Annotated in this window: 16 protein-coding genes; 6 read left to right on the top strand and 10 right to left on the bottom strand. The window is 42.1% G+C overall.

Annotated elements, in window-relative coordinates; genetic code table 11:
• Nucleotides 1-3 precede the first annotated feature (3 nt).
• Nucleotides 4-1,641: a sulfatase family protein gene (locus AS141_RS05320; protein WP_057936768.1), complete on the top strand. Its 1,638-nt coding sequence runs from the start codon at nucleotides 4-6 to the stop codon at nucleotides 1,639-1,641.
• 66 nt (nucleotides 1,642-1,707) lie between these two features.
• On the opposite strand, the gene mnmA is transcribed toward AS141_RS05320, so the two are convergent.
• The 3 genes from mnmA to AS141_RS05305 all read right to left on the bottom strand — a co-directional run bounded on the left by mnmA (nucleotide 1,708) and on the right by AS141_RS05305 (nucleotide 5,065).
• On the bottom strand, nucleotides 1,708-2,922 hold the full coding sequence (gene mnmA, locus AS141_RS05315) for a tRNA 2-thiouridine(34) synthase MnmA (protein ID WP_057936584.1): 1,215 nt from the start codon (nucleotides 2,920-2,922) through the stop codon (nucleotides 1,708-1,710).
• A gap of 102 nt (nucleotides 2,923-3,024) precedes the next feature.
• The gene (locus AS141_RS05310; protein WP_057936583.1) at nucleotides 3,025-4,299 is read right to left on the bottom strand and encodes a serine hydrolase domain-containing protein; all 1,275 of its coding nucleotides are present in this window, start codon (nucleotides 4,297-4,299) and stop codon (nucleotides 3,025-3,027) included.
• Nucleotides 4,300-4,390: 91 nt separating this feature from the next.
• A complete protein-coding gene (locus tag AS141_RS05305) occupies nucleotides 4,391-5,065 on the bottom strand; it encodes an ROK family protein (protein ID WP_057936582.1) in 675 nt (224 codons plus the stop codon).
• 248 nt (nucleotides 5,066-5,313) lie between these two features.
• On the opposite strand from AS141_RS05305, the gene AS141_RS05300 reads away from it, so the two are divergent.
• The 4 genes from AS141_RS05300 (at nucleotide 5,314) to AS141_RS05285 (ending at nucleotide 15,008) form a co-directional block, all read left to right on the top strand.
• On the top strand, nucleotides 5,314-8,658 hold the full coding sequence (locus tag AS141_RS05300; protein WP_057936581.1) for a transglutaminase family protein: 3,345 nt from the start codon (nucleotides 5,314-5,316) through the stop codon (nucleotides 8,656-8,658).
• Between the two features lie 39 nt (nucleotides 8,659-8,697).
• Nucleotides 8,698-11,238 (top strand): circularly permuted type 2 ATP-grasp protein, encoded by a 2,541-nt coding sequence (locus AS141_RS05295; RefSeq protein ID WP_057936580.1) that lies wholly within the window; start codon nucleotides 8,698-8,700, stop codon nucleotides 11,236-11,238.
• A 179-nt stretch (nucleotides 11,239-11,417) separates the two neighbouring features.
• Nucleotides 11,418-12,323, top strand: coding sequence for a transglutaminase family protein (locus AS141_RS05290; RefSeq protein ID WP_057936579.1), 906 nt, complete (start codon nucleotides 11,418-11,420; stop codon nucleotides 12,321-12,323).
• A gap of 306 nt (nucleotides 12,324-12,629) precedes the next feature.
• Nucleotides 12,630-15,008 carry a GAF domain-containing protein gene (locus tag AS141_RS05285; RefSeq protein ID WP_057936578.1) on the top strand — a complete coding sequence of 793 codons (2,379 nt, stop codon included), beginning with the start codon at nucleotides 12,630-12,632 and terminating at the stop codon, nucleotides 15,006-15,008.
• On the opposite strand, the gene AS141_RS05280 is transcribed toward AS141_RS05285, so the two are convergent.
• Both AS141_RS05280 and AS141_RS05275 read right to left on the bottom strand, forming a co-directional pair.
• Nucleotides 14,976-18,623 carry a BamA/TamA family outer membrane protein gene (locus AS141_RS05280; protein WP_057936577.1) on the bottom strand — a complete coding sequence of 1,216 codons (3,648 nt, stop codon included), beginning with the start codon at nucleotides 18,621-18,623 and terminating at the stop codon, nucleotides 14,976-14,978. The genes AS141_RS05285 and AS141_RS05280 overlap by 33 nt on opposite strands.
• Nucleotides 18,620-19,336 (bottom strand): SdiA-regulated domain-containing protein, encoded by a 717-nt coding sequence (locus AS141_RS05275; RefSeq protein ID WP_157243393.1) that lies wholly within the window; start codon nucleotides 19,334-19,336, stop codon nucleotides 18,620-18,622. Before AS141_RS05275 ends, AS141_RS05280 begins: the two co-directional genes overlap by 4 nt.
• 198 nt (nucleotides 19,337-19,534) lie before the next feature.
• On the opposite strand from AS141_RS05275, the gene AS141_RS05270 reads away from it, so the two are divergent.
• Entirely contained in the window at nucleotides 19,535-20,722 is a 1,188-nt protein-coding gene (locus AS141_RS05270) for a Pycsar system effector family protein (RefSeq protein WP_057936575.1), read from the top strand.
• Between the two features lie 43 nt (nucleotides 20,723-20,765).
• Here AS141_RS05270 and AS141_RS05265 read toward each other — a convergent pair whose 3' ends face one another.
• The 5 genes from AS141_RS05265 to AS141_RS05245 all read right to left on the bottom strand — a co-directional run bounded on the left by AS141_RS05265 (nucleotide 20,766) and on the right by AS141_RS05245 (nucleotide 24,544).
• Nucleotides 20,766-21,647: an EamA family transporter gene (locus tag AS141_RS05265; protein ID WP_057936574.1), complete on the bottom strand. Its 882-nt coding sequence runs from the start codon at nucleotides 21,645-21,647 to the stop codon at nucleotides 20,766-20,768.
• Between the two features lie 54 nt (nucleotides 21,648-21,701).
• Nucleotides 21,702-22,055 carry a translation initiation factor gene (locus AS141_RS05260; RefSeq protein ID WP_057936573.1) on the bottom strand — a complete coding sequence of 118 codons (354 nt, stop codon included), beginning with the start codon at nucleotides 22,053-22,055 and terminating at the stop codon, nucleotides 21,702-21,704.
• 53 nt (nucleotides 22,056-22,108) lie between these two features.
• A complete protein-coding gene (locus tag AS141_RS05255; RefSeq protein ID WP_057936572.1) occupies nucleotides 22,109-22,960 on the bottom strand; it encodes a universal stress protein in 852 nt (283 codons plus the stop codon).
• 62 nt (nucleotides 22,961-23,022) lie between these two features.
• Entirely contained in the window at nucleotides 23,023-23,943 is a 921-nt protein-coding gene (locus tag AS141_RS05250; protein WP_057936571.1) for a 1,4-dihydroxy-2-naphthoate polyprenyltransferase, read from the bottom strand.
• A gap of 19 nt (nucleotides 23,944-23,962) precedes the next feature.
• Nucleotides 23,963-24,544, bottom strand: a complete 582-nt coding sequence (locus AS141_RS05245) for a glutathione peroxidase (protein ID WP_057936570.1) — start codon at nucleotides 24,542-24,544, stop codon at nucleotides 23,963-23,965.
• Nucleotides 24,545-24,568: the final 24 nt, after the last annotated feature.

Raw genomic sequence — 24,568 nt, 5'->3', positions numbered from 1 at the left:
GAAATGAATCTATCTAAACTCAGCCTATCTATTTTTACCGCTTCAATTGCTTTTTTGATTGGTGCATGTGAAAGCAAAGTGATGGAAAAGAAGGATGAAAGACCTCCTAATATTCTGTTTATCATGGCTGATGACCATGCTTACCAGGCAATCAGTGCCTATGGACATGGCCTAAATGAAACACCAAACATTGACAGGATTGCCCAAGAAGGAGCAATTTTCACCCGTGCCACAGTTACCAATTCTATCTGTGCTCCAAGCCGCGCAGTTTTATTGACAGGCAAACATAGTTTCATCAATGGAAAAGTTGATAATGTGCAGCCATTTGATTGGGAACAGGATAATTTCCCTAAGCTTTTGCAGGCAAATGGGTACCAGACTGCTTTGATCGGTAAAATCCACCTGGATGGCTTACCTACCGGTTTTGATTATTCCATGGTTTTGCCGGGACAGGGGAATTACTATAATCCTGACTTTCTGGTAAACGGGGAAAAGAAAAGGTTTGAAGGATATGTGACAGATATTACTACTGATGAGGCGCTGAAATGGCTTGATCAAGGACGTGATAAAGACAAGCCTTTTGTTCTCATGTACCATCAGAAGGCCCCACATAGAAACTGGAAACCTGCTCCTGAATATCTGACATTATATGATGACAAAGATTTCACTCCCCCGGCCAGTTTCTTTGACCAGGAAACCGGTTATGCCGGCAGAGGGACTGCAGCGCGCACACAGGAGATGGAGATCGATGGAGAAGCTGGATGGGGACATGATTTTAAAATGGTAATAGATCCTCATGGAGATAGCACTGGCTTTGATAAAGAATTAAGACGTTTTACCCCTGAGCAACTGGCGCAGTGGAATGCTGCATACGATCCGAAAAATGAAGCGTTCAAAAAAGCGTTTGGTCAAGGTGACGAATCAACTTTCAGTGTTGAAAAGAAAAGGGAAATAGCACATTGGAAATTCAACAGATATATCAAGGATTACCTGAGGACCATCAGATCTGTAGATGATGGGGTCGGAGAGGTACTGGATTACCTGGAAGCAAATGGGCTGGCAGAAAACACGATAGTGGTTTACACCTCAGATCAAGGCTTTTACCTAGGCGAGCATGGCTGGTTCGACAAGCGATTTATGTACGAACAGTCCTTCAGAACACCATTGCTGATACGTTATCCGAAAGAAATCAAGCCTGGGGTTACTATCGATAAATTGGTTCAGAACTTAGATTTTGCGCCTACTTTTCTGGATTATGCAGGAGTGGATGTTCCCAAAGAGATGCAGGGGGAATCATTTAGAAAGTTGGTCAGTGGAGAAAGTGACGAATGGAGGGACGCCGTTTACTATACCTATTATGAATATCCTTCAGTACATATGGTCAAAAGGCATTATGGGGTTGCTACTGAACGTTACAAGCTGATGCACTTCTATTATGACATAGATGAGTGGGAAATGTATGATTTGAAAACGGACCCTGCGGAAATGCACAATATCTATGATGATCCCCGATATTCAGATGTCCGGGCTACTATGCATGAACGGTTGAAAGCACTTCGTGAGAAATACGGTGATAGTGATGCGAATGACAAAAAGTATCTTGACGCTTACATGGAAGTTTATACTAAGCGAAATAATTAATTGCCAGATCGGTTTAAAAATAAAAAGAGGCTGTCAAAATTGTTTATAACAGCCTCTTTTATATAATTAATAAATTGCCCCAGAACCAATGCATTCCTCGCCATCGTACCAGGCTACAAATTGGCCGGAAGCCACTCCTTTTTGGGGCTGATCAAAGATGACGTAGAGGCCATTTTCTTTTTGGATCAGCGTAGCTCCACTTAGGGGCTGACGATAACGGATGCGGGCTTCGTATCTTGCACTTTCACCAATGCTGAGTTTTAAGTCTTCGCGAATCCAATGAATGTCCCCGGTTGTGACAAAAAGCCCGTCCCGAAGTAATCCCGGATGAGTTTCTCCCAAGCCGGTATATATTACATTCTCCCGTGTGTCTGTGGAAATCACAAATAAGGGTTTGCCTGTACCTCCGACCTGCAGCCCTTTCCGTTGACCTACTGTAAAATAATGTGCCCCATTATGCTCGCCCAACACTTTTCCCTGATCCTGGGAATAATGTAGCGGTAAAGAAATCGCATCCAGTGTTTCCTGATCATATTCCTGCGGAGCTATCCCTGCCGGTATTTGATAGGCTTGGTAGATTGGAAGCTCTTCAGGAATCTGGATGATTTTTCCTTTTTTAGGCTTTAGCTGTTGCTGAAGGAAGTCTGGAAGTCTCACTTTTCCAATAAAGCATAAGCCTTGACTGTCTTTTTTATCGGCAGTAATCAGATCCATTTCCTTCGCTTTTTTCCGCACATCAGGCTTTTGCATATGACCAATGGGAAAGAGGGCCTTACTTAACTGACTTTGGTTCAACTGGCAGAGGAAGTAGCTTTGATCTTTGTTCGGATCAGCCCCAGCCAGCAACTGATAGGCTATTGTTCCATCAGTACCCATAATCTCGCCCTTTTGGCAATAATGACCCGTAGCTACAAAATCAGCTTTAAGCTTTTCTGCAGCTTTCAGAAAAATATCAAATTTAATTTCTCTGTTGCAAAGAATATCCGGATTGGGTGTCCTGCCTGCCTTGTATTCGGCAAACATGTAATCCACGATTCTTTCCCTGTATTCCTCACTGAGATCTATCGCCTGAAAGGGAATTCCCAATTTCTCTGCTACAAGCATCGCATCAGTGGAATCTTCCATCCACGGACACTCATTGGAAATCGTGACGGATTCATCGTGCCAGTTTTTCATAAACATCCCGATGACTTCGTAGCCTTGCTCAATAAGTAAATGAGCGGCTACGGAACTATCAACCCCTCCGGAGAGGCCGACGACTACTCTTGGTCTTGTCTTCATGTGCTGTAATAAGTAATGGATTCAAGGTCCATTAGGTTACAATGTGTTCAGAACAGCAATTCTTCTGAAATTGGTTCTCAATGGGACAAAGTTAATGGAAATCTAGTTGGTTTCTGCTGGCTGGTACTTGCCGTAAACAGCATCCTTAAACTTTTTGTGAAGCTTAATCTGATCGTATGGAAAAAGCTGAACAAAGAGTACTGCAGTAATTTCATTTACGGGATCGACCCAGAAAAGCGTGCTGGCAGCTCCATCCCAAAAGAATTCACCGACTACCCCATTCATCTCTTCAGCACTGGCAGGAGGAGCTACACGAACAGCAAAATCAATCCCAAATCCAACGTTTCCTTTGCTTGGAAGCCAGGATCTTTCCGTCACCGAATCAGGAAGATGATTGGTAGCCATTAATTCTACTGTTTCAGGTTTCAAAATGCGGGTTCCTTCAAATTCGCCTTTCTGAACCAACATTCTGGCAAAAGCCATGTAATCATCCAATGTAGAAGTTAGTCCAAAACCCCCAGGGGTAAGCGGATAATCATTGTTATTAAAATCATGGGCTTCTTCGTTCGGGATTTGTTCCAACTGCCCTTCGCCTGTTCTTCGATAGGACGCAGACATTCTTGATCTGTTAGATTCAGGAACGAAGTACCGGGTATCGTCCATTTTTAGAGGATCCAGTACCTGTTCCCGTACATATTCCTTATAAGGGATCTTCGCAATTCTTTCTACCAAAAAAGCTTGTACGTCCACGGACTGGCCATATTCCCACTGTGTTCCAGGCTGAAACCAGAGTGGGATTTCCCCGATTCTTTTGGCCATTTCATTCAGATCTATCTCAAAACTTCTAGGATCTTTTTCTGCCAAGATCTCACTCAGCCCCGGAATATCTTCCCGATTTGGAAATCCTGCAGTATGTCGTGTTATGTCCCGGATAGTGACAGGCCTTTCTGCATCCACAAGCTTGATGTTTCCATTTTCATCTACACCATCATAGACTTTCATGCCTGCAAACTCAGGAGCGTACTTAGCCAGCGGATCATCTAGTTGAAATTTTCCTTCTTCGTAAAGGGTCATCAAGGCAACGCCGGTGATTGGCTTGGTCATGGAATAGATCTGGACAATCGTATTTCTATCCATTCTTACCTGATTTTTCCTGTCTGCATAGCCGAATGCGTTGTAGTATACCTCTTGGTCTTTTTCGTAAATCAAAGCTGAAACACCGGCAATATTTCCGCTTTCCACAAAGCCCGAGAGGGTAGAGTCAATTCTAGCTGAGACATTTTCATTTACTAATAAGGTATCAGCAAATTCTTGTTTTTGCCTGCAGGCTACAGAAAAAATGAGCAGTACCGAAGCAATGAGAAATAGTTGTTTCATAGGTTTGGGGCTGGGCAACACTAACTAAAGTGGCTTATTCAGTCAGTTTAGAAAAATACAAAAAAATATAATGCTACTGACTAAAAAGACATTAGAGTTTGAAATCCTCTTCCCAAAATTTAAATCCTCCTTTGAAAGCGTTTTCGTTTGTTCCCAATCGACATCCTTCGGGAATAGTGTTAAGCAGTTTTGAATTTCCACCTCCGAGTAAAATATCTTCCGGTTGAAATGCCGCGCGGAATATTTCCACTGTTTTCAGCACGTTTTTCTCCCATCTCTTTGAACCGCTTTTGGTCAGGTATTCTTTGCCCACATACTCTTCAAATGTTTTTTTCTTAAAGGGGAGATGTCCTCCTTCAATGGGGATGATGGTATTATGGTGAACTATTGCCGTGCCTAATCCGGTACCCAAGCCAAGAAACAGCAGCTTTTTGCCTTCGTAGCTTCCAAGAGCCTGCATGGCAGCATCATTTATTATTTTAATGGGACAATTGAAGGCGGCCTGGTAATCAAAGGAATTCCAGCCTTCTCCCAGGTTGATAGGCTCAGAGACTATTTTGTTTTCCTTTACCACACCCGGAAAACCGATTGTGATCATATCGTATTCCCATTGGGAAGCATTTTCTTTTACGAGTTCCACCATTTCCTCCGGTTTAAAGTTGGCCCCGGACGGGATCTTAATCCGCTCCGAAACTCCTGTTGCCAAAATTTTCACATTTGAGCCGCCGATATCTATCACAAGGATTTTCTTTCTGTTTTTTTCCATCCATTGAAACTAAATAGAAATGTTTAATTACCGAAACAGATTTTGATGCATTTCTGAAATTTGCCCGTAAACTGCTTTAACATAATGCAACTATAATTTTGGCTTAAAATGATTTTTATTTTGCCATATGCTGTTATGTCGCATTTCTTACTTTAAATTACATGTAATACCGGCAACCCAGATAACCCAAATCATTTTTTAAGACGAATGATTTGATCCGTTTTGAACCAGAGTTTTTCACCAAGCCTATGTCCATTAAAGTTGCTATTCGGCACTACACCAAGTATGAGTACGATCACCACATTAGCCTGAGTCCTCAAGTGATCCGATTGCGCCCGGCACCGCATTCAAGGACCTATATCAAGGGGTATTCTTTGAACATCAAACCGGAAAATCACTTTATCAATTGGCAGCAAGATCCTTTCGGTAATTACTTGGCACGGGTAGTTTTTCCCGGGAAAGTGAAGTTTTTTGAGATTGATGTGGAAGTGATAGCCGATATGGTCGTAATCAACCCCTTCGATTTTTTTGTAGATGAGTATGCTTCGAAATTCCCCTTTGATTATGAAGAAAGCCTAAAAGTACAGCTTGGCCCATATCTGGAGATCCGGGAAAAAGATCCTTTGCTGATGAAGTTGGTGGAGAAAGCCAAAGGGCTGATTACCCAAGACATTATTACAGTGGATTATCTGGTAGCGATCAATGCTATGATCAATCAGAAACTCAAGTACAATGTTCGTATGGAGCCTGGAGTGCAATCCTGCCACGAAACACTGACTATTGGATCAGGTTCTTGCCGGGACTTCGCATGGCTCCTGGTTCAGGTTCTTCGTCATATAGGTCTTGCATCACGTTTTGCTTCCGGTTACCTGGTTCAGTTGACTGCAGATGAAAAGTCCCTGGACGGACCTTCCGGACCTGAAGTTGATTTTACAGATCTGCATGCCTGGACAGAGGTTTATGTACCCGGGGCTGGATGGATAGGCTTGGATTCAACCTCTGGACTGTTCGCAGGAGAAGGGCATATACCGCTAGCCTGTACACCGAACCCTCAGGATGCTGCACCGATTTCGGGGATGGCTGAGCCTGCAGAGACTGAGTTCTTCTTCAAAAATGAAGTTACGAGAATTGAAGAGACACCGCGGGTAACCAAACCTTATTCTCAGGAGCAGTGGGAGCAAATTCTCGCTGTAGGAGATACTGTGGATGAGGATTTGGTTGCCAATGATGTACGGCTTACGATGGGAGGGGAACCAACTTTTGTTTCAGTCGATAATCAAGATGCTCCCGAGTGGAACTCAACGGCTGATGGAGAACATAAGCGAAATCTCTCCAATACACTTTTTCACAAACTTAAAGGAGAATTCGGAACCGGAGCCCTGATGCAATATGGGCAAGGAAAGTGGTATCCCGGAGAACCTCTGCCCCGCTGGAAACTTGCCTGTTTCTGGAGAAAAGACGGAAAGCCGATGTGGCATAATGATGCCCTGATGGCTGATCTGTCAAAGGATTATGGTATGGGTATTAAGAATGCCGAACAGTTTATGGCTGAACTGGTTTCACAGCTCAATCTTGACAAATCCAATTTGACACCCTTATATGAAGATCCGTTCTATTTTATTTGGCAGGAGGGAAAAGTCCCTGTAAATATAGATCCCTATGCATATGATTTAAAATCGCCTCTTGAGCGGCAGAAGTTGGCAGAATTGCTCAACGAGGGCCTGGATAAACCAGTGGCATTTTCAATACCCTTAGAGTGGGATTTGGAAGATAATGTATGGCAAAGCTGTCGCTGGAGATTCAGACGCAAAGATTTGTTCCTCGTACCGGGTAATTCTCCTGCAGGCTTAAGATTACCGCTGGACTCAATTGAGTTTACTCCTCCTGACAAGGAGCCGATTAAGCCAGAAACCGATCTGTTTGCTGAAGTTCCTGCATTACCCGATGCAGAGATTAAATCAACAGAGTTTAAAGTCGCACCCAAGAATTCCATGCGAATTTTCAAGACTTCTCTGGTAGTGGAAGTACGGGAAGGAAAGTTGTTTGTGTTTTTTCCTCCGCTCAATCTTATTGGGAACTACCTTGATTTGGTCAGTGCGGTAGAACGTACGGCAGAGAAGCTACAAATGCCGATTTTGATAGAAGGGTATGATCCACCTTCGGATAAACGTATAGAAAAGATGATGATCACCCCTGATCCGGGAGTAATTGAGGTGAACATCCAGCCTTCAAAAAGCTGGAAGGAAATCACTACTAACTATGGGATACTTTATGAAAAAGCACGTGAATCCCGGCTCATCAGTGAAAAATTTAATGTAGACGGAAAACATACAGGAACAGGTGGCGGAAATCACATCACCCTTGGCGGCTCCTCGCCTGAGAACAGTCCGCTCCTGAGAAGACCGGATGTGTTGAGAAGTTTCATTACCTATTGGCAACATCATCCTTCATTATCCTACCTTTTCTCTACTCAATTTATTGGCCCAACCAGTCAGGCGCCTAGAGTGGATGAAGGCAGGGACGATATGCTGTATGAATTGGAGCTGGCATTCCAGCAGGTTCCAGCAGGAAAGGAAAATGAAATACCGTACTGGATGGTGGATAGAATTTTCAGGAACCTGCTCGTGGATATTACAGGCAACACACACCGGGCAGAGTTTTGTATCGATAAACTTTATTCTCCGGATTCTAGCAGTGGTAGGTTGGGGATATTGGAATTCCGAGGATTTGACATGCCTCCCCATTATAGAATGAGTATGGTGCAGTTGCTCTTGATCAGAGGATTGATGAGCTGGTTTTGGAAAGAGCCTTATGATCATAAGCTTGTACGCTGGGGCACATCGTTGCATGATAAGTTTCTACTACCACATTATTGTGAGAAGGATATGAAAGAAGTTGTAAATGACCTCAAAAGGGCTGGATACAATTTTGACATTGCCTGGTTCGATCCGTTCTTCTCTTTCCGTTTTCCTTTCATTGGAGAGCTTCAAGTGGATGATATTCATATTGATATGAAAATGGCTATTGAGCCCTGGCATGTACTCGGCGAAGAGATGTCCAGCACAGGGACAGCCCGTTATGTAGATTCCTCTCTGGAAAGATTACAAGTGAAAATCTCAGGGTTGACAGATTCACGATACCATTTGCTTTGCAACGGATATAGAATTCCGTTGAAAAATACTGGAATCCAAGGGGAGTATGTAGCAGGCGTACGATATCGTGCTTGGCAGCCTTATTCAGCATTGCATCCGACCATCGGTATTGATACGCCTTTGGTTATAGATTTATATGATACCTGGACTAAGAAGTCGGTAGCAGCATGCCAATATCACGTGGTTCACCCCGGGGGAAGAAGTTACGATAATTTCCCTATAAACAGTAATGAAGCAGAGTCCCGGAGGATTTCACGTTTTTTTGACTTTGGTCATACAATAAATCCGGTCTCCGTGCCGCCGAAAACTTTAAAAGATGAGCAGAAATCAGGCAGGTATATTACCAAAATGAATGTGGAAACCACTTATGATGACTCTCCTGAAATTATTAATCCTGAATTTCCATATACTATGGACCTTAGAAGATATAAAAAGCGCTAATTGTTTATAATTTCAGAGTTATTAGTTCAATTTTGAGGCATGATTGAGTCTTATCTTATTGACAAAATGTTCAATAATGCGCCGTTTCTGGATGAAATGGCAACCGACCAAGGTAAAATATATCCCCATTGGGAACGATTGGCAAAATATTATGACCAAATCGGTCCAGATCGAATGGGACAATTTCATGAGGAGGTGGGCCGCCAGCTGCGTGAAAACGGAGTGACTTACAATGTCTATGGTGATCCCAATGGCATGAACAGGCCTTGGGTCTTGGATCCTGTTCCCATGGTATTCAGCAGAGAGGAGTGGGAGGGGATTGAGAAAGGGCTCCTTCAGCGTACTGAGTTGTTGAATCTAGTTCTCAGTGATTTATACGGTGATCAGATGTTGATTAAGGAAGGACACATTCCTTTCGAATTGATCTATAATCACGGTGGATTTCTCAGGCAGGCCCATCATATCAAATTGGATGGAGATCAGCAGCTCATTCAGTATTCTTCCGACTTGGCCCGTGGACCAAATGGTAAAATGTGGGTGCTTCATGATCGTACCGATGCTCCTTCTGGTGCCGGTTATACGTTCGAAAACAGGGCAGCTATGACCCGTGTTTTTCCTGAGTTGATCCGTGAAAATCATGCCCGGAAAATCACTTCTTATTATCAGACCTTTAAAAACACATTAAGCAACCTTACCACAAATAATAAGGAAAATCCTAGGGTAGTATTACTTTCTCCAGGTCCCACAAATGAGACATTTTTTGAGCATGCTTACATTTCCTCGTTTATGGGATTTACACTGGCTTTTGGTGAAGACCTTACGGTGAGCGATGGCTATGTGTGGCTGAAAACCATTAAGGGGTTGGAAAAGGTGGATGTCATAATCCGTCGTGTGGATGATGTCTTTTGTGATCCTTTGGAGTATAAAAATGATTCGCATCTAGGTGTGGTGGGATTGATGGAAGCCGTAAGGCAGCGGAAGGTATTGGTGATTAACCCGTTGGGATGCAGGGTGTTGGAGAATCCAGGTTTAATGGCTTTTTTGCCCGAAGTATGCAACCGCTTGCTGGGTGAAGATTTGATTTTGCCTTCTGTAGCCACTTGGTGGTGTGGTCAGCCGGAGGAAATGAAATATGTATTTGAAAAAATAGACACGCTGGTGATCCGGAATATTTATCGGGGAACCCAAAAGAAATCTGTTTTTGGAGGTGCCCTGTCCAAAGCTGAGCTGGAAGCTCTTAAGCGGGAAATTCGCCGAAGCCCATATATGTACGTGGGACAAGAAATGGTAGAATTCTCAACCACACCATCATGGATCAATAATAAGTTGGAAGCCAGAAATGCTGTATTCAGAAGCTATGTAGTGGCCGATTCGGAAAATAAAAGCTACAAAGTAATGCCTGGTGGATTGTCCAGAAGTTCTCCGGAGAAGGGAGCCTTTTTGGTATCGAACCAGACAGGCGGAATCAGCAAGGATACCTGGGTACTCGGAAAGGGAAAAGAAGTCACGGTTCCCGCTGTGAAGGCTATGAAAACCCAGCCATTGATGCGGAATGTTTTGCCTAGCCGTACAGGAGAGCGTTTGTTTTGGTTAGGAAGGTATCTTGAAAGATCTGCCTATGCCGTACGCTTGATGCGGATGACCCTGCTTTCGTATAACGAAGCTGACGAAGATATTCATATTCAGGAGAATCCTGTGCTTAGCACCTTGTTGCAGACGCTTACCGTCATGACTGGGGCATTACCTGGATTTACTGAGAAAAAGAATCTGAAAAATCCAGAGCCAGAATTGCTTGCATTGGTTCATGATCTGAATAAAACAGGCAGTTTGGCGTATTCAATCCAGTCCTTTCTTACAAACGCCTATTCAGTCCGGGACAGGCTAAGTTTGGATACATGGAGGATTTTGGACAGTATTTCGGAAGAGCTTTCCCGCATGCGCAAGTCAGATGCTTCTCTTATGCAGGCGTATCAAAGCCTGGATAATATGGTGGTGAAATTAATGGCTTTTTACGGACTCAATATAGATAATATGACCCGTGAATCTACCTGGCATTTATTGAATATTGGTAGGTTTATAGAGTCTGCGGCCAATAACTGTCTGATTTTAAAAGGAATGCTCAGCAAGTCTTTTGACATTGAATCCAATAAGGAATTAATGGAAGATACCTTACGATGCAATGAAAGCTTGGTCACTTACCGCTATCGATACCGATCCAATCTGGAAATGCACGGTGTGTTAAGTCTGCTGATTTTGCATGAAGACAACCCACGGTCTCTGATATTCCAACTGTTGGAAATAGACAATCATTTAAAAACACTTCCAAATCAGGAGGAAAAGGAGCTTTTCAGTCCAGAACGAAAGAAATTACTGGAAGCAATCACAAAAATCAGGCTATGTGATATGGGCATTATATCCATGCCTGATGAACTGACCCATGAATTTGATGAATTAAAATCTATTCTGGATCAAATAATTAGGCTTTTGCATGAAACTTCTGATTCGATCTACGAGAAATATTTCAGTCATACTGATTCCAGATATAGTATGATCCAATCCTCCCTAATGCCTGAAATATGAAATCGAACATGACTTAAAAGTACACACCGGGATGATTATAATGCATGTGAGATTCCATCTGACCATTTTAAAACAATTATAATCAGATGAAATACCCATGACGGGAGCGAGACACACAGTGGGATGATTATGCATCGTGCGAGATTCCATATGACCTTTAAAAGACAAATTATATTCATATGAACTATAAAGTCACACATATTACAGATTACATCTACGAATTCCCGGCGACCCTTTGCCACAATCTGATGTTTCAGATTCCTGCTAACCTTCCATTTCAGCATGTGGAAGAATACAGCTGTGAAATAAGCCCAAAGCCAAGTTCAGAAATAGAACGGGTTGACTTTTTTGGAAACAAGTACCTGTACTTTTCTGTGGAAAGATCACATAAGAATCTTAATGTAACCTCCAAAAGCTTGGTATCCCTCTCTTCTCCGTCCTGGATGGAAATAGACCCGGCTGAGACTATGCCGTGGGAGGCAGTAGTCGATGTACTTCATACTACTGAAACTTCTGCGGATGTCAGGCAGTACTACCTGGAATCGAGCCATGTTCAATTTGTGGAAGGGGTAGGTCAGTATGCATTGAAGTCCTTTACACCTGAAAGGCCTATTATGGAAGCGATGTTGGATCTGAATACCCGAATATTTCGTGACTTCGCGTTTACGCCTGGCTTCTCAGATATCAGTACTCCACTAGAAAAAGTATTTAAACACAGAAAGGGAGTGTGTCAGGATTTTGCACATTTTTCCCTTGCCTGCTTACGTGTGATCGGATTGGCTGCTCGGTATGTAAGTGGATATTTGGAGACTTTGCCTCCTCCAGGCAAACCCAAGATGATTGGTGCAGATGCTTCCCATGCGTGGATTGCGTTATATATTCCCGGGCACGATTGGGTAGAATTTGATGCTACGAATAATCTATTGGTGAATGATCAGCACATCAGAGTAGCAGTGGGAAGGGATTTTGCTGATGTGACTCCACTCAAAGGTATTGTATATAGTGGAAGTGAGCAGGAGATGAAAGTGAGTGTCGATGTAAGGAATCTTGAGGAGGCGTTGCGTCCGGAAGAGGTAAGTAAGTAATTTAAGTCATCCTGAGAGAGAAATTAGACTTAGGTAAAAAACTGATGGATAAATAGGATATCGGCCGAAACTGCTTAAGCAACCTCCAGTAAATACAGGATATGTAGTGGGTTTTAGGGTACATGGCCAATTAGCATATAGTAAAATTTGCTCCTTTAATTATGCTGAAATTAAGGAGATGTAGTTGGCGTAGCTGTAATTATCCTTAAACATTACCTTCCTCACAGTCCTAACTTGTGCATTTTCTTGCGATATTGAACTTATCTGTCAGAAATAAGGTATTTTCAATTACTTGATAATTTGAAAATGGATACACTTGACAAATTTAAGCTGGATTTTAAGAGCTCTTTTCTTGACTTTAAACTTTTGATAGAAAGATGGGAAGCCCTTGCAGACAATGACCATCCGAGCACTTGTCTATATCATGATTACCTAGATCGAATAAAGAAATACCCACAGTTGCTGGAATCCAATATTGATCGTGAAATTTTGGATACCGATCAAAACAGATTGGGTTTTGGTATGATTCTCAGTTCCTTGTTTCCGCTATTAGGCCATGAGGATAAGAAGATTATGGCCTTGTCTAAACCGTTTGAATATAATCCTGTTTATGCCACTCCTGCCTTCAGGGCACAATTTTTAAACAAAGAAGGAGGAATAAACATGCCCGAAGACCTTAACCTTGAGCGTGTGTCATTTGACAAATTGGTCCATGTGTATAGCATGATTTTACATCAGTTCTACGGAGTGAAAATAAATCAATTTCCTCCGATGATATTTAAATTCAGGGGAGCAGACGGAGTAAATAAGCACTACCAGATCCAAATTAATGCGGAATTTGTACGGGTAATAGCAAAAGATACTTTGCCTGAGATTCCCAATTCGTCCGAATTATGTGAGAGAAATGATATATGCCAGTTTGATCTGGATCGCCTTCAGAAAATGCTTCCTTTGGAGCTTTTCGAATTTCATGGTTTTATTATAATGGAAGCGGTTGATTTAACTGTGGCCCAAAGTGTGGCAACGTTGAATGAAGCCGTTCTTAAGCAAGACCAGGTGAGTTCAGAAGAGTTCATGGAGATTGTAGAGGATTCGGTCAAAAGTCTTTTGGGTTTAGGTGGTCTAAAAGTTGGGTTGGCGGTTCTGCAAAATATTTCAGGCAGAATAATTATGTCAGAGAGTCGGTTGGCCTATAGCTATTTGATTCGCCAATTGTTGACACCCGGTAGTGATGAGCCTTACCATGCGATTATGGATTTTCTCTCTCAGGTGAAAACTCCGGTTTTTTTAAAAGATATCCAAGATACAATAGATGATTTGACGCTGGTAAACCGTATGGTCGAAATGGGACTGCAAGAAGTAATTCTGTACCCATTGCGGCATAATGGCAACCTGGTTGGAGTGCTGGAGATATGTTCTTTCGAAAAAGGAACTTTTGATCCAATGATGGTTCATACTCTAGATCACTTGGCCCCCTCTCTTTCATTGGCATTGAACAGGCAAGCGGAAAACCTGGATTACAGGATTAAGGCTATTATACGAAAAAATTTCACCGCAATACACCCTGTGGTAGAATGGAAATTCGATGAAATTGCTTTGGATTATGTCCTTAATGAAGAGGAGGGAAAGAGTCCTGAAATCAAACCTATTCTGTTTCAGGATGTATATCCCCTGTATGCTGCAATAGATATCAAAAACTCATCCATTGAGAGAAATAAGGCGATACATGATGATTTCGTTATCCAGTTGGATAAAGGAAAAGCTATTTTGACTCTTGCCGGTTCTTTGCATTACCTGCCGTTACTCGACAGTCTTATCGATCAAATTGAAGAATATAAGCGCCGGATCAATTTGATTTTGCTCAGTGAGGAAGAAGTTAGGATTACTGAATTTTTTCAACACGAGCTAGAACCCACTTTTATCCATCTAAGTGAAACTTATGGGGATTTAAAAGGAGAGGTACAGGCTTATTTTGATAGTTTGGATCGGCAGCTTCAGGTAGAGAGCAGGCATAGAAAAGCCTTCGAAAAAAGCCTTCAGTTAATCAATCAGACTGTAGCGTCCTTTATGGATTCGGAAGAGCAGAAAATCCAGCAGATTTTTCCACACTACTTTGAAAAATTTAAAACTGATGGCATAGAATATAATATTTACATAGGCCAGTCTTTGGTGAAGGACCGGAAGTTTGATCTCATATATCTGAAAAACTTAAGACTTTGGCAACTACAGAGTTTGATCGAAGTATTCCATCTTATTGAGGATAAAAAGCCTGAATTGGAAAATGCGCTTGAAGTGACTCAGCTTATTCTAGTCCATAGCACGCCTATTTCAATCAGTTTTCGCTTGGATGAGCGAAAGTTTGATGTGGAAGGTGCCTATAATATCCGTTATGAGATCATGAAAAAACGTATAGACAAAGCCCTTGTGGTGGGAACCCATGAGCGATTGGTTCAGCCCGGTAAAATTGCCATAGTCTATTCTCAACAGCGGGAAGCCAGAGAGTACAGGGACTTTATAAATTATCTACAGAACAAAGGAAAGCTGCAAGATCAAATCGAGGAGCTTGAATTGGAAGAGATGCAGGGCGTTCACGGGTTAAAAGCTATTCGGGTAGCCATTGCTCCAAAAAACTCTCCTGCAATTGGCCGTTCATCAAAACTGATATCCGAAGGTAAAGAAGGGTAGGAACTCTTCCTCATTGAAACCTAACGAGAGCGTTGCCACAACCTGATTTAAGGGTGCCAGCCAAATCCCTGCGCCAAAAGAATTGTGCCATTCATCGGATTTTTCATTTTGGATCCAAACACGCCCTACATCATTGTAAGCCAATATCCCTACGGTAGCTGGAAGTATATAGGTTTTCAGATTGAACATCCGGATTCGGACTTCTGTATTGTTGTAAACCACTGCATCCCCATTGAAGCGATATCTTCTATATCCGCGGAGATTATCCAGCCCGCCAAGTGTCTGTCCCTGGAAGAATTCAAAACCTCCCCAGTTTTTGCCGGCACCGAATCTGGTAGCCCAAACTAACCTAGATGGGTAGCGGAATGACCAGTACAAGGCGAGTTCTCCATCGACCCTAGTGAAATTTTGGGAATAATCATTTAGCCCCCACATTCTTTTTGCCTGCCCTTCGAAGTATAATCCCCTGGTAGGTAATTCTTTATGGTCTCTTCGGTCAAAAACCATTTTGGTAGACAAACCACTGTAAAATTTTGCTTTATCCAAGTTTGCCTGATCTAGCCCACTTTCGGTAGATGTGATAAACTTTTCCTCGTTGTCATCCGGATCAAAACGATATACCTGGTAGTGCGGTCCTACAGTAAAACTGCCGCTTTCTCCTAGCTTGGACTGTACTCCGCCGGATAGCTCATACCAGCTAAATCGTGCTCTGTAATAATCTATCTCATAAACCTCGTTCTTATATTCTGTTTCATTTCCGATACCGAAAAAATTATAAGCATAATCCGGAGCTCTTACATCTGCCTTCCACACCAGATCAAGATTCCCCAATAAATCCACAGCATGACCATTGTATTCAATGTTGAAAGCATTTGACATAATGGCGTAATTGCCTACTATGGACTGGCGTACAGCAAAAGGTTCTTTTTTAAAACCATGTTTTTCCCAGAGGACTCCAGCTCCCAAGAATAGGCCATCGTCTTTGTTAATTGCTACAGAGGCCAAGGGCATCAGCTTATCATACTTGAATTCCTTCCGGTCGTAAGTTAAATAAGAGAGGGAAGGAGCATAATTGATTTTTACACTTTTACCCAGATCCATGGGTAACTTTTCTTCACGGTTTTGGTAGATGAGTGTATTCTTTTTTGATGTGATGCCTTGGTCGTCAACCAGTTTTTCCCCTGTACCGGGAATTACCCTTACTTTGATTTTACCTGGGCCTTCTCCTTCGAAATAAAAAGTATCGTTGCCTTTTAATCCATAGAGCCTGATTTCCTCGGTCTCGTCAGGAAGGAAAGTTCTGTCGTAAAGTTTCTGTTCCAAATCCCCAGACTTATCGATTTTTCTCACCTCTACCTTTATCCTACCATCTTCGCGGTAGGTTATGTCAAATTCTTCGTTTTTATTGGAGCCGACGACATCCACATTCTTAGAAAGGAATGCGTAATGCTTGAGCATTTCTTCCTTTAGCCATGTTTTTCGTTGGCGGAGCTTTGCCTGAATCCCGGGAGCATCTTTCGAAGCTATGGTGTCTGGCCAGTCCACAAAAGCATCGGAAATCGCTTGCTCTGTCATTTTTGGTATGATTTTGTCCAATGCTTGTTCCCAATCTTTCCTGTCTAGTTCGTTGAGGAAGCTGCGATCAAAATACCTAGCGTTAAACATGAATCCAGATACAAAGCGGGGAGGGGCATAATCAAATCCCTGAAATCTAGGATCTGCCCATTTGCGACTGGCTATTTTCGGGAAAATCCCCTGGTTCACGAAAAATGCCTGATCTCTGTCCCTGGGCATAGGAGTGAACTCCCATCCTTTTTTTCCTTTCTCCCCGATCCATCTCCACTGATCATCATGTCGGTCCCAGTCCGCTATCCAAAAATCAAATATTCTGGCTTTCAGGACTTCTTTTTGCTTTACCTGATGATCGTTGTCACCATGGATTTTTTTGAGCATTTTGTCCGTGCTGAAAAACTCTACATTTTCGGGAGCGTCTTTTCCTGCTATTTCCCGCTCTTCAAAAAGGTATAACTCATCTCCAAAGTCCTTTCTGTAAATTCCAAGTAGCGGGTCATCGGGTAAGTACACGATCTTGGGATTGGTATGAACTATCCCCACTTCATCAGCCAGCCTGGCTACCGCCAGCGCAGCGTAAGGGTGTGAGGAAGATATTTGATCTTGTATTACCTGCTTGGCGATGGTCTGACGAAGTTCAGGGGAAAGGGCGTTCTCAGGATATTTGTTTACAGAGCGCATCACATATTCCTTACCTTCTTTGTTGCCCAATCTTAAGGAATGGGTTTGCAAACCGCCTCCTTTCTTGATGATGGACAATCCAGTATTTGCCGTAGTTAGGTCAATTGCCTTGAAAGTGGCAGGAGTGGCCCATGTTTCCCTATAGTTTTTCCCCAAGAATCTATAATACCCTTGACCATGTAGATATTGGGTTGAAACCGGTCGGGTAACTTCCTTGGGAATAGTACGATTGAACATCTCCAATTCCGACACATTATCTGCAAAAGGTTTCACCAATTGTGCCTCATACAGCGGTTCCTCCTTCATTGGGTCAAAGTAAGTAATTAGAACTTCATGGTTATCATAGAAGTCCAACACGGCATATCCTTGTAAAGGATAAGTAAAATCTGCAGAATTGTTCTTTTTGATATATGTGTTTTTTGCTCCGGCTCCGCTGATTACATAATGTAAATTGTCCTCACGCGTATATGCCAGGCCATGTTCGTGTCCCGCGACATTTATCACATTGGGATGGTTATCAAAAATCCTATCCAATGCACTGATCATTGCCTCATATTTTGGGTGACGAAGATCTTGAATATCGCCAAACCAACTTCTGTACAAGGGGTAGATGGAGCCTATCACCGGCAATGGGATATATAGGTTGGGCGAGACAGCTGTCAGGGGAAAGATATGGTCTTTCCAGCTATAGGCACCATTGTGAGGACCGTAAGATCGGAGCGGATGATGCATTGCCACAAGGATGGTTTTATCCTGATTTTCTTCAAGAATATAGCCTAGGGCTGCCAAGATCTCTTCCTCTGATTTGTAATCACAATCTGAATCTTCTCCTGGTTTATCTTTTAGTTGCAGCCACCACTGGCTGTCCAAAGTGACAAGAATCGTCTCTGCGTCCAATTCGAATACACTTGGGCCTGGACAGCCACCACTTGGAATCCACAGGACTTTGTCTTCAGGATAGTTTTCCTGTACATATTCTTCTGCTTGCAATACCGCATTCCAGCCTTGGGACCTTCCTCGCGCCCAATCGTGGTTTCCGGGCACCATCCAGATTTTACCACTTAGGTACTGAGATAGATCTAGCTGGGTTTTCAATATCCATTCGGCTTCCGCCCTGTCATTGTCTTCTGGGTCAGGCATTCCTTTAGGATAAATATTATCACCTAGGAAAATGATATGTGAAGGTATGCTTTCATCAGATTGAAGCTTATCACTTACGTCTTCGACCACAGGATGATGTCCATTTTCTATTTCTCCAGCATCCCCGATCAAGTAGATCCGGAATTTCAGAGAAGCTTCCTGTTGAGCCCATAGAATTGATGACTGCATGCTAAAAACCAGAAGCAGAATAAATTTCTTCATGGATGATTATAAGAAAATTTAAGAATGTTGGCATTGCCGTCCTGGGCTTCATTTGATATATACATATTGCCTTTTTGATCAAATGTAATCCCTTCAGGTTGTTTGAAAAGTCGGGGGTCAAGTCTGTATACTTTTTTCGGGGTGAAATCCGTATCAGTAATGCATAGCCATTTACCACTGGAAGAAAGAATATAAATTAGATTCTCTATCGGATGCCATGCCGCCGCAGAGGGCTGTATTTTTAATGGTTCTGCCCTTTTGGTCTTTAGCAACGGTTGCATGTCTTCTCTTTTCAATGCAGTGAATGGAATAGAATCATAGCTTTTGGTAGTCAGGTCAAACTTAAAAATAGAAGCTTGTTCAGGACCTACGTCCCATTTACAAGCTTTACAAATAATATATAGATAAGGTTCTGTTTTGGAAGCAACTATTGCCTCAATATCCCTCTTTTTTTTGACTGGGAAATGATGTTCGGTAGTTTTTGGATTTTTGCTGAGCGGGGAAGTGACTTCGTAGAGTGTGCCATTGCTTTGTAGAACCCAGGCAACCTTGTCTGTTACCAACAAATCTTCAATATCTTTGTTCTTGGCAAATTTCTTCTTTTTAAGGATTTTGCCTGTTTCAGGATCAAGATTATAGAGTATAGATGACTCATCTTCAATTGCCCAAAGCTTGTTTTCTTCAACCCATTCTAATCCGGAAACTTCTTCCATATCATCCTGAAGTATGATCTTTTGAAAATTTTCCAGATTGTACCCATCGGGGAAAGGTCTACTTATCTTCTCCGGCCCAGTTGTGCCACATTGACCTGTTAATAATAGAAGGATAATTAATATCTGATAGTAATGCATCATTATTCAATCTGAACCAATTAACTTGAATTTAGTATTACTCAAAATAAGTGAATAGCAGTGGATAAACAATTAGTAAAATTTGAATCCCGGATCAGGAAAATGTTTGAAAATCGGCAAAAGTCGGAAATTTGCTATCACAACCTAGATCATACCTTGCAGATCGTGGAGAAAGTCAACGAGATAGGTGATTACTACAAGTTAGGGAAAGAAGAAAAGGATGACTTATTTTTTGCAGGATGGATGCATGATATAGGATACTGGGAGGGGGAGGGCGAGGGACATGAAATCCGCGGAGCCGAGATGGCCGAGGATTGCTTGATCCAAGTGGGGATTAGCAAGGAACGTGTGGATCGGATAAAATCCCTTATTCTGGCTACCAGAATTCCACAGAATCCCAAAAACCTGCTGGAAGAAATAATTTGTGATGCTGATTTGTACCATTTGAGTTCGGATCAGTTTTATGAGCAAACGCTCTTATTGAAAAAAGAAAAGGAAAATTTAGGGTATGGGAAAGTTCCGCTTAGTGATTGGTTGAGAAGTAGTCAGGTATTTATGTTGTCGCACCGTTACCATACTGAGTATGCAAGGAAATTTCTTCAGCCCGGCAAAGAGAAAAACTTGAAACTTATTGAAATGAAAATCGAAGAATCGCTAGAAGAGAAGGAAAGCAGTTCGCAGGGAAAGAAAAATAAAAAGGACAAAAAGAAGTCAGAACGGGGTGTAGAGACGATGTTCCGTGTTACTTCTACAAACCATTTACAGCTTTCCGCTTTGGCGGACAACAAAGCCAATATCATGATTTCTGTGAATTCAATAATTTTATCCATAGTAGTGACAGTCTTAGTCCGTAAGCTGGAGGAGTATCCCAATTATATGATTCCTACATTTCTGCTGGTAGCTACCTGCCTTACGGCGATGGTTTTTGCTATTTTGGCTACCAGACCCAAGGTGTCCACCGGGGTGGTGACTAAAGAGGATATTGACAAGAAACAAGGGAATCTCCTTTACTTCGGAAATTTTCATCAAATGTCACTTTCAGCTTATAAGGGAGGAATGCATGCGTTGATGGAGGATGGGAACTACCTATATGACAGCATGATTACGGATGTTTATTACCTGGGTAAAGTGCTTTCAGAGAAGTATCGAATGCTCAGAAAGAGCTATAATATTTTTATGTTCGGATTTGTTATATCAGTGATTTCATTTTTGATAGCGACACTCTTTTTTGATCCGATTCAGTATTGAATAGGGATTGAGATGTCGAGCTAAGTTTAGGTTCCCTTTGGGGTTAATTGAAAAGGATAAGTACGGCTGATCCCACAAGCATAATTGCCGATCCGATGATTTTTTTTCCAATGTCTTTTTCTTGGAAAATTCTATAGCCAAATAGTACACTCACAAGTATGGAGAGTTGAAAAAGCGAAAGCGCATAGCCTACATCCATGCGATTAAGTACAAAGTTGGTAGAAAGTTGCATGGTACCGATGCAACTAATCAAAAGAAAAAGCTTACCGAAAGTGCTTCTATTAAAATTCGCAACTTGATGTTTTAAGCTTACCCGAAAAGCTAGTACGAGGATAAATGAAAACAATGCACCGAAAAAACACCAAGAAATAAAGGCTAGGGCAGGAGAGGAAGAAAGGATGACTTTCTTTACAAATACTGCTTCTATAGCTGTAAGAACCATTGCACCGATGCGAAACTGGATTTCCTTGTTTCGAAGTAGAGCCGGTGTGAAGCGCTCTTCTGTGGTATCCAGCACCAGATAGCTTCCGTAAATTATAATCACTATTCCTAAAACTCCCCACAGATTAGGGATTTCACCCAGGAGAAGCATACCGAAAAACAAGCCTATAATTGACTTATAGGAATTAATGGGGCCTAAAATGGAAAGATTCCCTTTATGGAGAGCTTTAATCAATAGTCCATTTCCCAACGCGCCGAAGATTCCGCCAAGGACAGAATAAAGCCAAAAATCATTGTTTAATTCACTGACTGCTACAAAGCTTAAAGACAAAAAACATACAGCCGCAAGTAGGAGGTAGGCAAGGAAGTTAACACACAATGGATGTGTTCCCTGAAGGGTCAATTGTTTTTGGAATACATTCCCCAGAGGATTGGAGATAATTCTCAGCCCGAGGGCGGCAGAAAGTAGTAAGGTGTCGTGCACTAAACTTCTCTAAAAAAAATATCAGTTAGCTCTCTAGGTAAAGAACCTTTGGTCTTATCCTCCAGACTTCTTTGCTTTATATCCTGCCGCCAATAGCACCTGGACCACCTTGTCTCGATGATCACCTTGGATAAGTATTTCTCCATCCTTGGCAGATCCCCCGACTCCACATTTATTTTTCAGCATTTTTCCCAATTCTTTAAGATCATCATCGCTTCCGATGAACCCTTCAATAAGGGTTACTTTCTTGCCTGCACGGGCTTTTTTGTCCAGCAGTACTTTAAGGTTTTGTCGATTGGCGGCCAGGGTTTCTTCTGCTTCATCATTTCCACTCTGGAATTCAAAATCATCGCTGGTGGAGTATACCATACCATCCCGCTTTTTCCAATCGTTATTTTTCTTTGCCATATCTCATGAAAATACCTACCCCAAGGAGTAGGTATTGCTATGTATTAGATGAATTATTTAGTCTTAAAAGTCCATACAGGGCGTTTTGCATGGTTTACGACATTTTCGGCAATGCTTCCTGTAAACAAGTGGGCCAGCCCCGTTCTGCCATGAGTGGCCATTGCGATCAGATCAGCATCAATATCTTCTGCAAACTCTACAATTCCAGCTTCTTCAGAATAGGAATTATAAATCTCTGCCACAGCATGGTCGATAGCATATTTATTGGCAAATCTTTTAATTCTAACTGCAGACTCCCGGGTGGTTTCAAAGCTTCCGGGAGTATTGATTATTACCAGATACAGATCCGCATCAAATAGTTTTTGAAGGGCTTTCAGCTGATCGGCCAACTGATCTTGGTCTTCACGGAAATCACTGGCGAACACAATTTTCCTGATTGCAGTTGGATCAGCTTGTGACTTTACCGTGACCACGGGGCAATGGGCCGTGCGTACTACTTTTTCGGTATTACTTCCAATCAAAACCTCTTCAAGCCCACTGGTACCTTTAGATCCCATTACCACCAAATCAGGATCTTCCTTTGAAATGGCAGAGGCAATACTTCGGAAGGCATTTCCCAAGACTATTTTAGTATTGAATCCATAATTTTTCCCGGCATACCGCTGTTCCATTTCTTTGAATTGCTCCTTGCGGCGATCCATCAGTTCGATGAAGAAAACCTGGTTCTCCATTTCAGGTATAACCTCCCCGCCACCCATTGTACCCATGCCGGTAGTAGAAGGAACTTCTATGACATTTAAGAGTGATATCTCGAAATTGCCGAAACCACTGGCGAGGGCAGTTGAGAAATCCAGTGCATTTTGAGCCTGCTCTGAGAAATCATAAGGGACAAGTATTTTAGTCATAACCGGAGATTATTGTTTTATGCCAAATTACCTCAAATTTGAAGATTAGAAAAGGACTTTTATCAGCTTTTTCCTAAAAAAACCAAACCAACTCCAAATAAAATCACCCATACCAAGGTGCCGATTGCCATCTTTTTTAAATTTGGATCTATAGCTTGGGAATCCTTGCCCCGTTGGACGTTGATTCCAATCTTGATCATTAGCGGGAAAATAGCAAGTGCTAGTAAAGCAGTCCATTCATCGGTAATAAATGCGAAAATTACCAGACAATAATTACCCCCCAAGATCAAGAACCAGTTATAAAATATTGCCGCTTTCTTGCCGATTCTCACAGGAATGGATTGCTTACCTGCTGTTTTATCTGATTCTATATCCCGAATATTATTGATGTTCAGGACCGCTGCGCTGAAAAGGCCAAGTGCTATCCCAATCCAAATGATGGAGTCATTCCAGGTCAGACTGTGAAGGAAGAATGTACCATATACACCTAATAGACCAAAGAAGATAAACACGGAAATATCTCCAAATCCTACATATCCGTATGGATTATTACCAGAAGTATAAGTAATAGAAGCCCAGATAGCTGCCAATCCCAATCCTAAGAATATCCCGAAAAGTACCCAATCCTGAACTGCCAGAAATAATAAGAGTAAGCCTGAAATCAAGGCTAAAGCACCAAATAGATACATTGCTTTCTTCATTTCTGGCAAAGAAATCAACCCGGATTGTACAGCTCTCACCGGACCTTGGCGATCCTGGTGGTCTGCCCCATGAATGGTATCTCCATAGTCATTGGAGAGGTTGGATAGGATTTGTAGAAAGACGGTCGTAAGCGATGCAAGCAGTAAGATTTCCCATCGGAAAACCTGCTTGTATGCTGCTAAAAAAGACCCTGCAAAAATGCTTGCCAGTGCCAAGGGTAATGTACGAAGCCTGACTGCATGCAGCCAGGCTTCCTTTTTTGTTTGAATAGCTCGTTTCACCCAGTCGGAATGCTTCTGATTAAGCGTTGATTATGTCAATGATTTCCTGATCCAAAGGATCTACTTTGGAAGGGAAAAATTTGATCAATTCGCCTTTTTCATCTAAAATATATTTGCAGAAGTTCCAGCTAGGTTCTTCATTGTTCCATCCGTTCAATTCGGCATCTGAAAGCCATCTATAGATCGGATGCTTGTCAAAACCTTTCACTGATACTTTCTCAAACATCGGAAATGTTACCCCATAATTTTCAGAGCAAAAGGACTTGATATCGTCATTTGAGCCAGGCTCTTGGCCACCAAAGTTATTTGCTGGAAACCCTAAAATGATAAGTTTGTCTCTGTTTTCAGAATATAACTTTTGCAACGCTTCATACTGAGGCGTGTAACCGCATTTGGAAGCTACATTGACAACTATTATTTTTTTTCCTTTGAAAGAAGAGAAGTCCACTTCTTTTCCGTCAAGGTTTTTCATCTTAAACTCATAGAATGACTTTGCCATGGTGGTTTCAGGCTTATTCTTGGATTTGGAAGCATGTGTTTTGCTGATGGCATAGGCACTGACCAGCAAAAGAAGACAGCCTAGAAATACTAGATTTTTCATATGATTATAATTTGTCTTTTAAGG

This window comes from Algoriphagus resistens (assembly GCF_001442615.1).
Lineage (GTDB): Bacteria > Bacteroidota > Bacteroidia > Cytophagales > Cyclobacteriaceae > Algoriphagus > Algoriphagus resistens.
This window is presented reverse-complemented; position numbering and strand designations above follow the sequence as displayed.

What these genes read in the sequence shown, in the direction of transcription:
- AS141_RS05320 (WP_057936768.1), top strand. Translation starts at nt 4, where the DNA reads ATGAATCTATCTAAACTCAGCCTATCTATTTTTACCGCTTCAATTGCT.
- mnmA (WP_057936584.1), bottom strand. Translation starts at nt 2,922, where the DNA reads ATGAAGACAAGACCAAGAGTAGTCGTCGGCCTCTCCGGAGGGGTTGAT.
- AS141_RS05310 (WP_057936583.1), bottom strand. Translation starts at nt 4,299, where the DNA reads ATGAAACAACTATTTCTCATTGCTTCGGTACTGCTCATTTTTTCTGTA.
- AS141_RS05305 (WP_057936582.1), bottom strand. Translation starts at nt 5,065, where the DNA reads ATGGAAAAAAACAGAAAGAAAATCCTTGTGATAGATATCGGCGGCTCA.
- AS141_RS05300 (WP_057936581.1), top strand. Translation starts at nt 5,314, where the DNA reads ATGTCCATTAAAGTTGCTATTCGGCACTACACCAAGTATGAGTACGAT.
- AS141_RS05295 (WP_057936580.1), top strand. Translation starts at nt 8,698, where the DNA reads ATGATTGAGTCTTATCTTATTGACAAAATGTTCAATAATGCGCCGTTT.
- AS141_RS05290 (WP_057936579.1), top strand. Translation starts at nt 11,418, where the DNA reads ATGAACTATAAAGTCACACATATTACAGATTACATCTACGAATTCCCG.
- AS141_RS05285 (WP_057936578.1), top strand. Translation starts at nt 12,630, where the DNA reads ATGGATACACTTGACAAATTTAAGCTGGATTTTAAGAGCTCTTTTCTT.
- AS141_RS05280 (WP_057936577.1), bottom strand. Translation starts at nt 18,623, where the DNA reads ATGAAGAAATTTATTCTGCTTCTGGTTTTTAGCATGCAGTCATCAATT.
- AS141_RS05275 (WP_157243393.1), bottom strand. Translation starts at nt 19,336, where the DNA reads ATGGAAGAAGTTTCCGGATTAGAATGGGTTGAAGAAAACAAGCTTTGG.
- AS141_RS05260 (WP_057936573.1), bottom strand. Translation starts at nt 22,055, where the DNA reads ATGGCAAAGAAAAATAACGATTGGAAAAAGCGGGATGGTATGGTATAC.
- AS141_RS05255 (WP_057936572.1), bottom strand. Translation starts at nt 22,960, where the DNA reads ATGACTAAAATACTTGTCCCTTATGATTTCTCAGAGCAGGCTCAAAAT.
- AS141_RS05245 (WP_057936570.1), bottom strand. Translation starts at nt 24,544, where the DNA reads ATGAAAAATCTAGTATTTCTAGGCTGTCTTCTTTTGCTGGTCAGTGCC.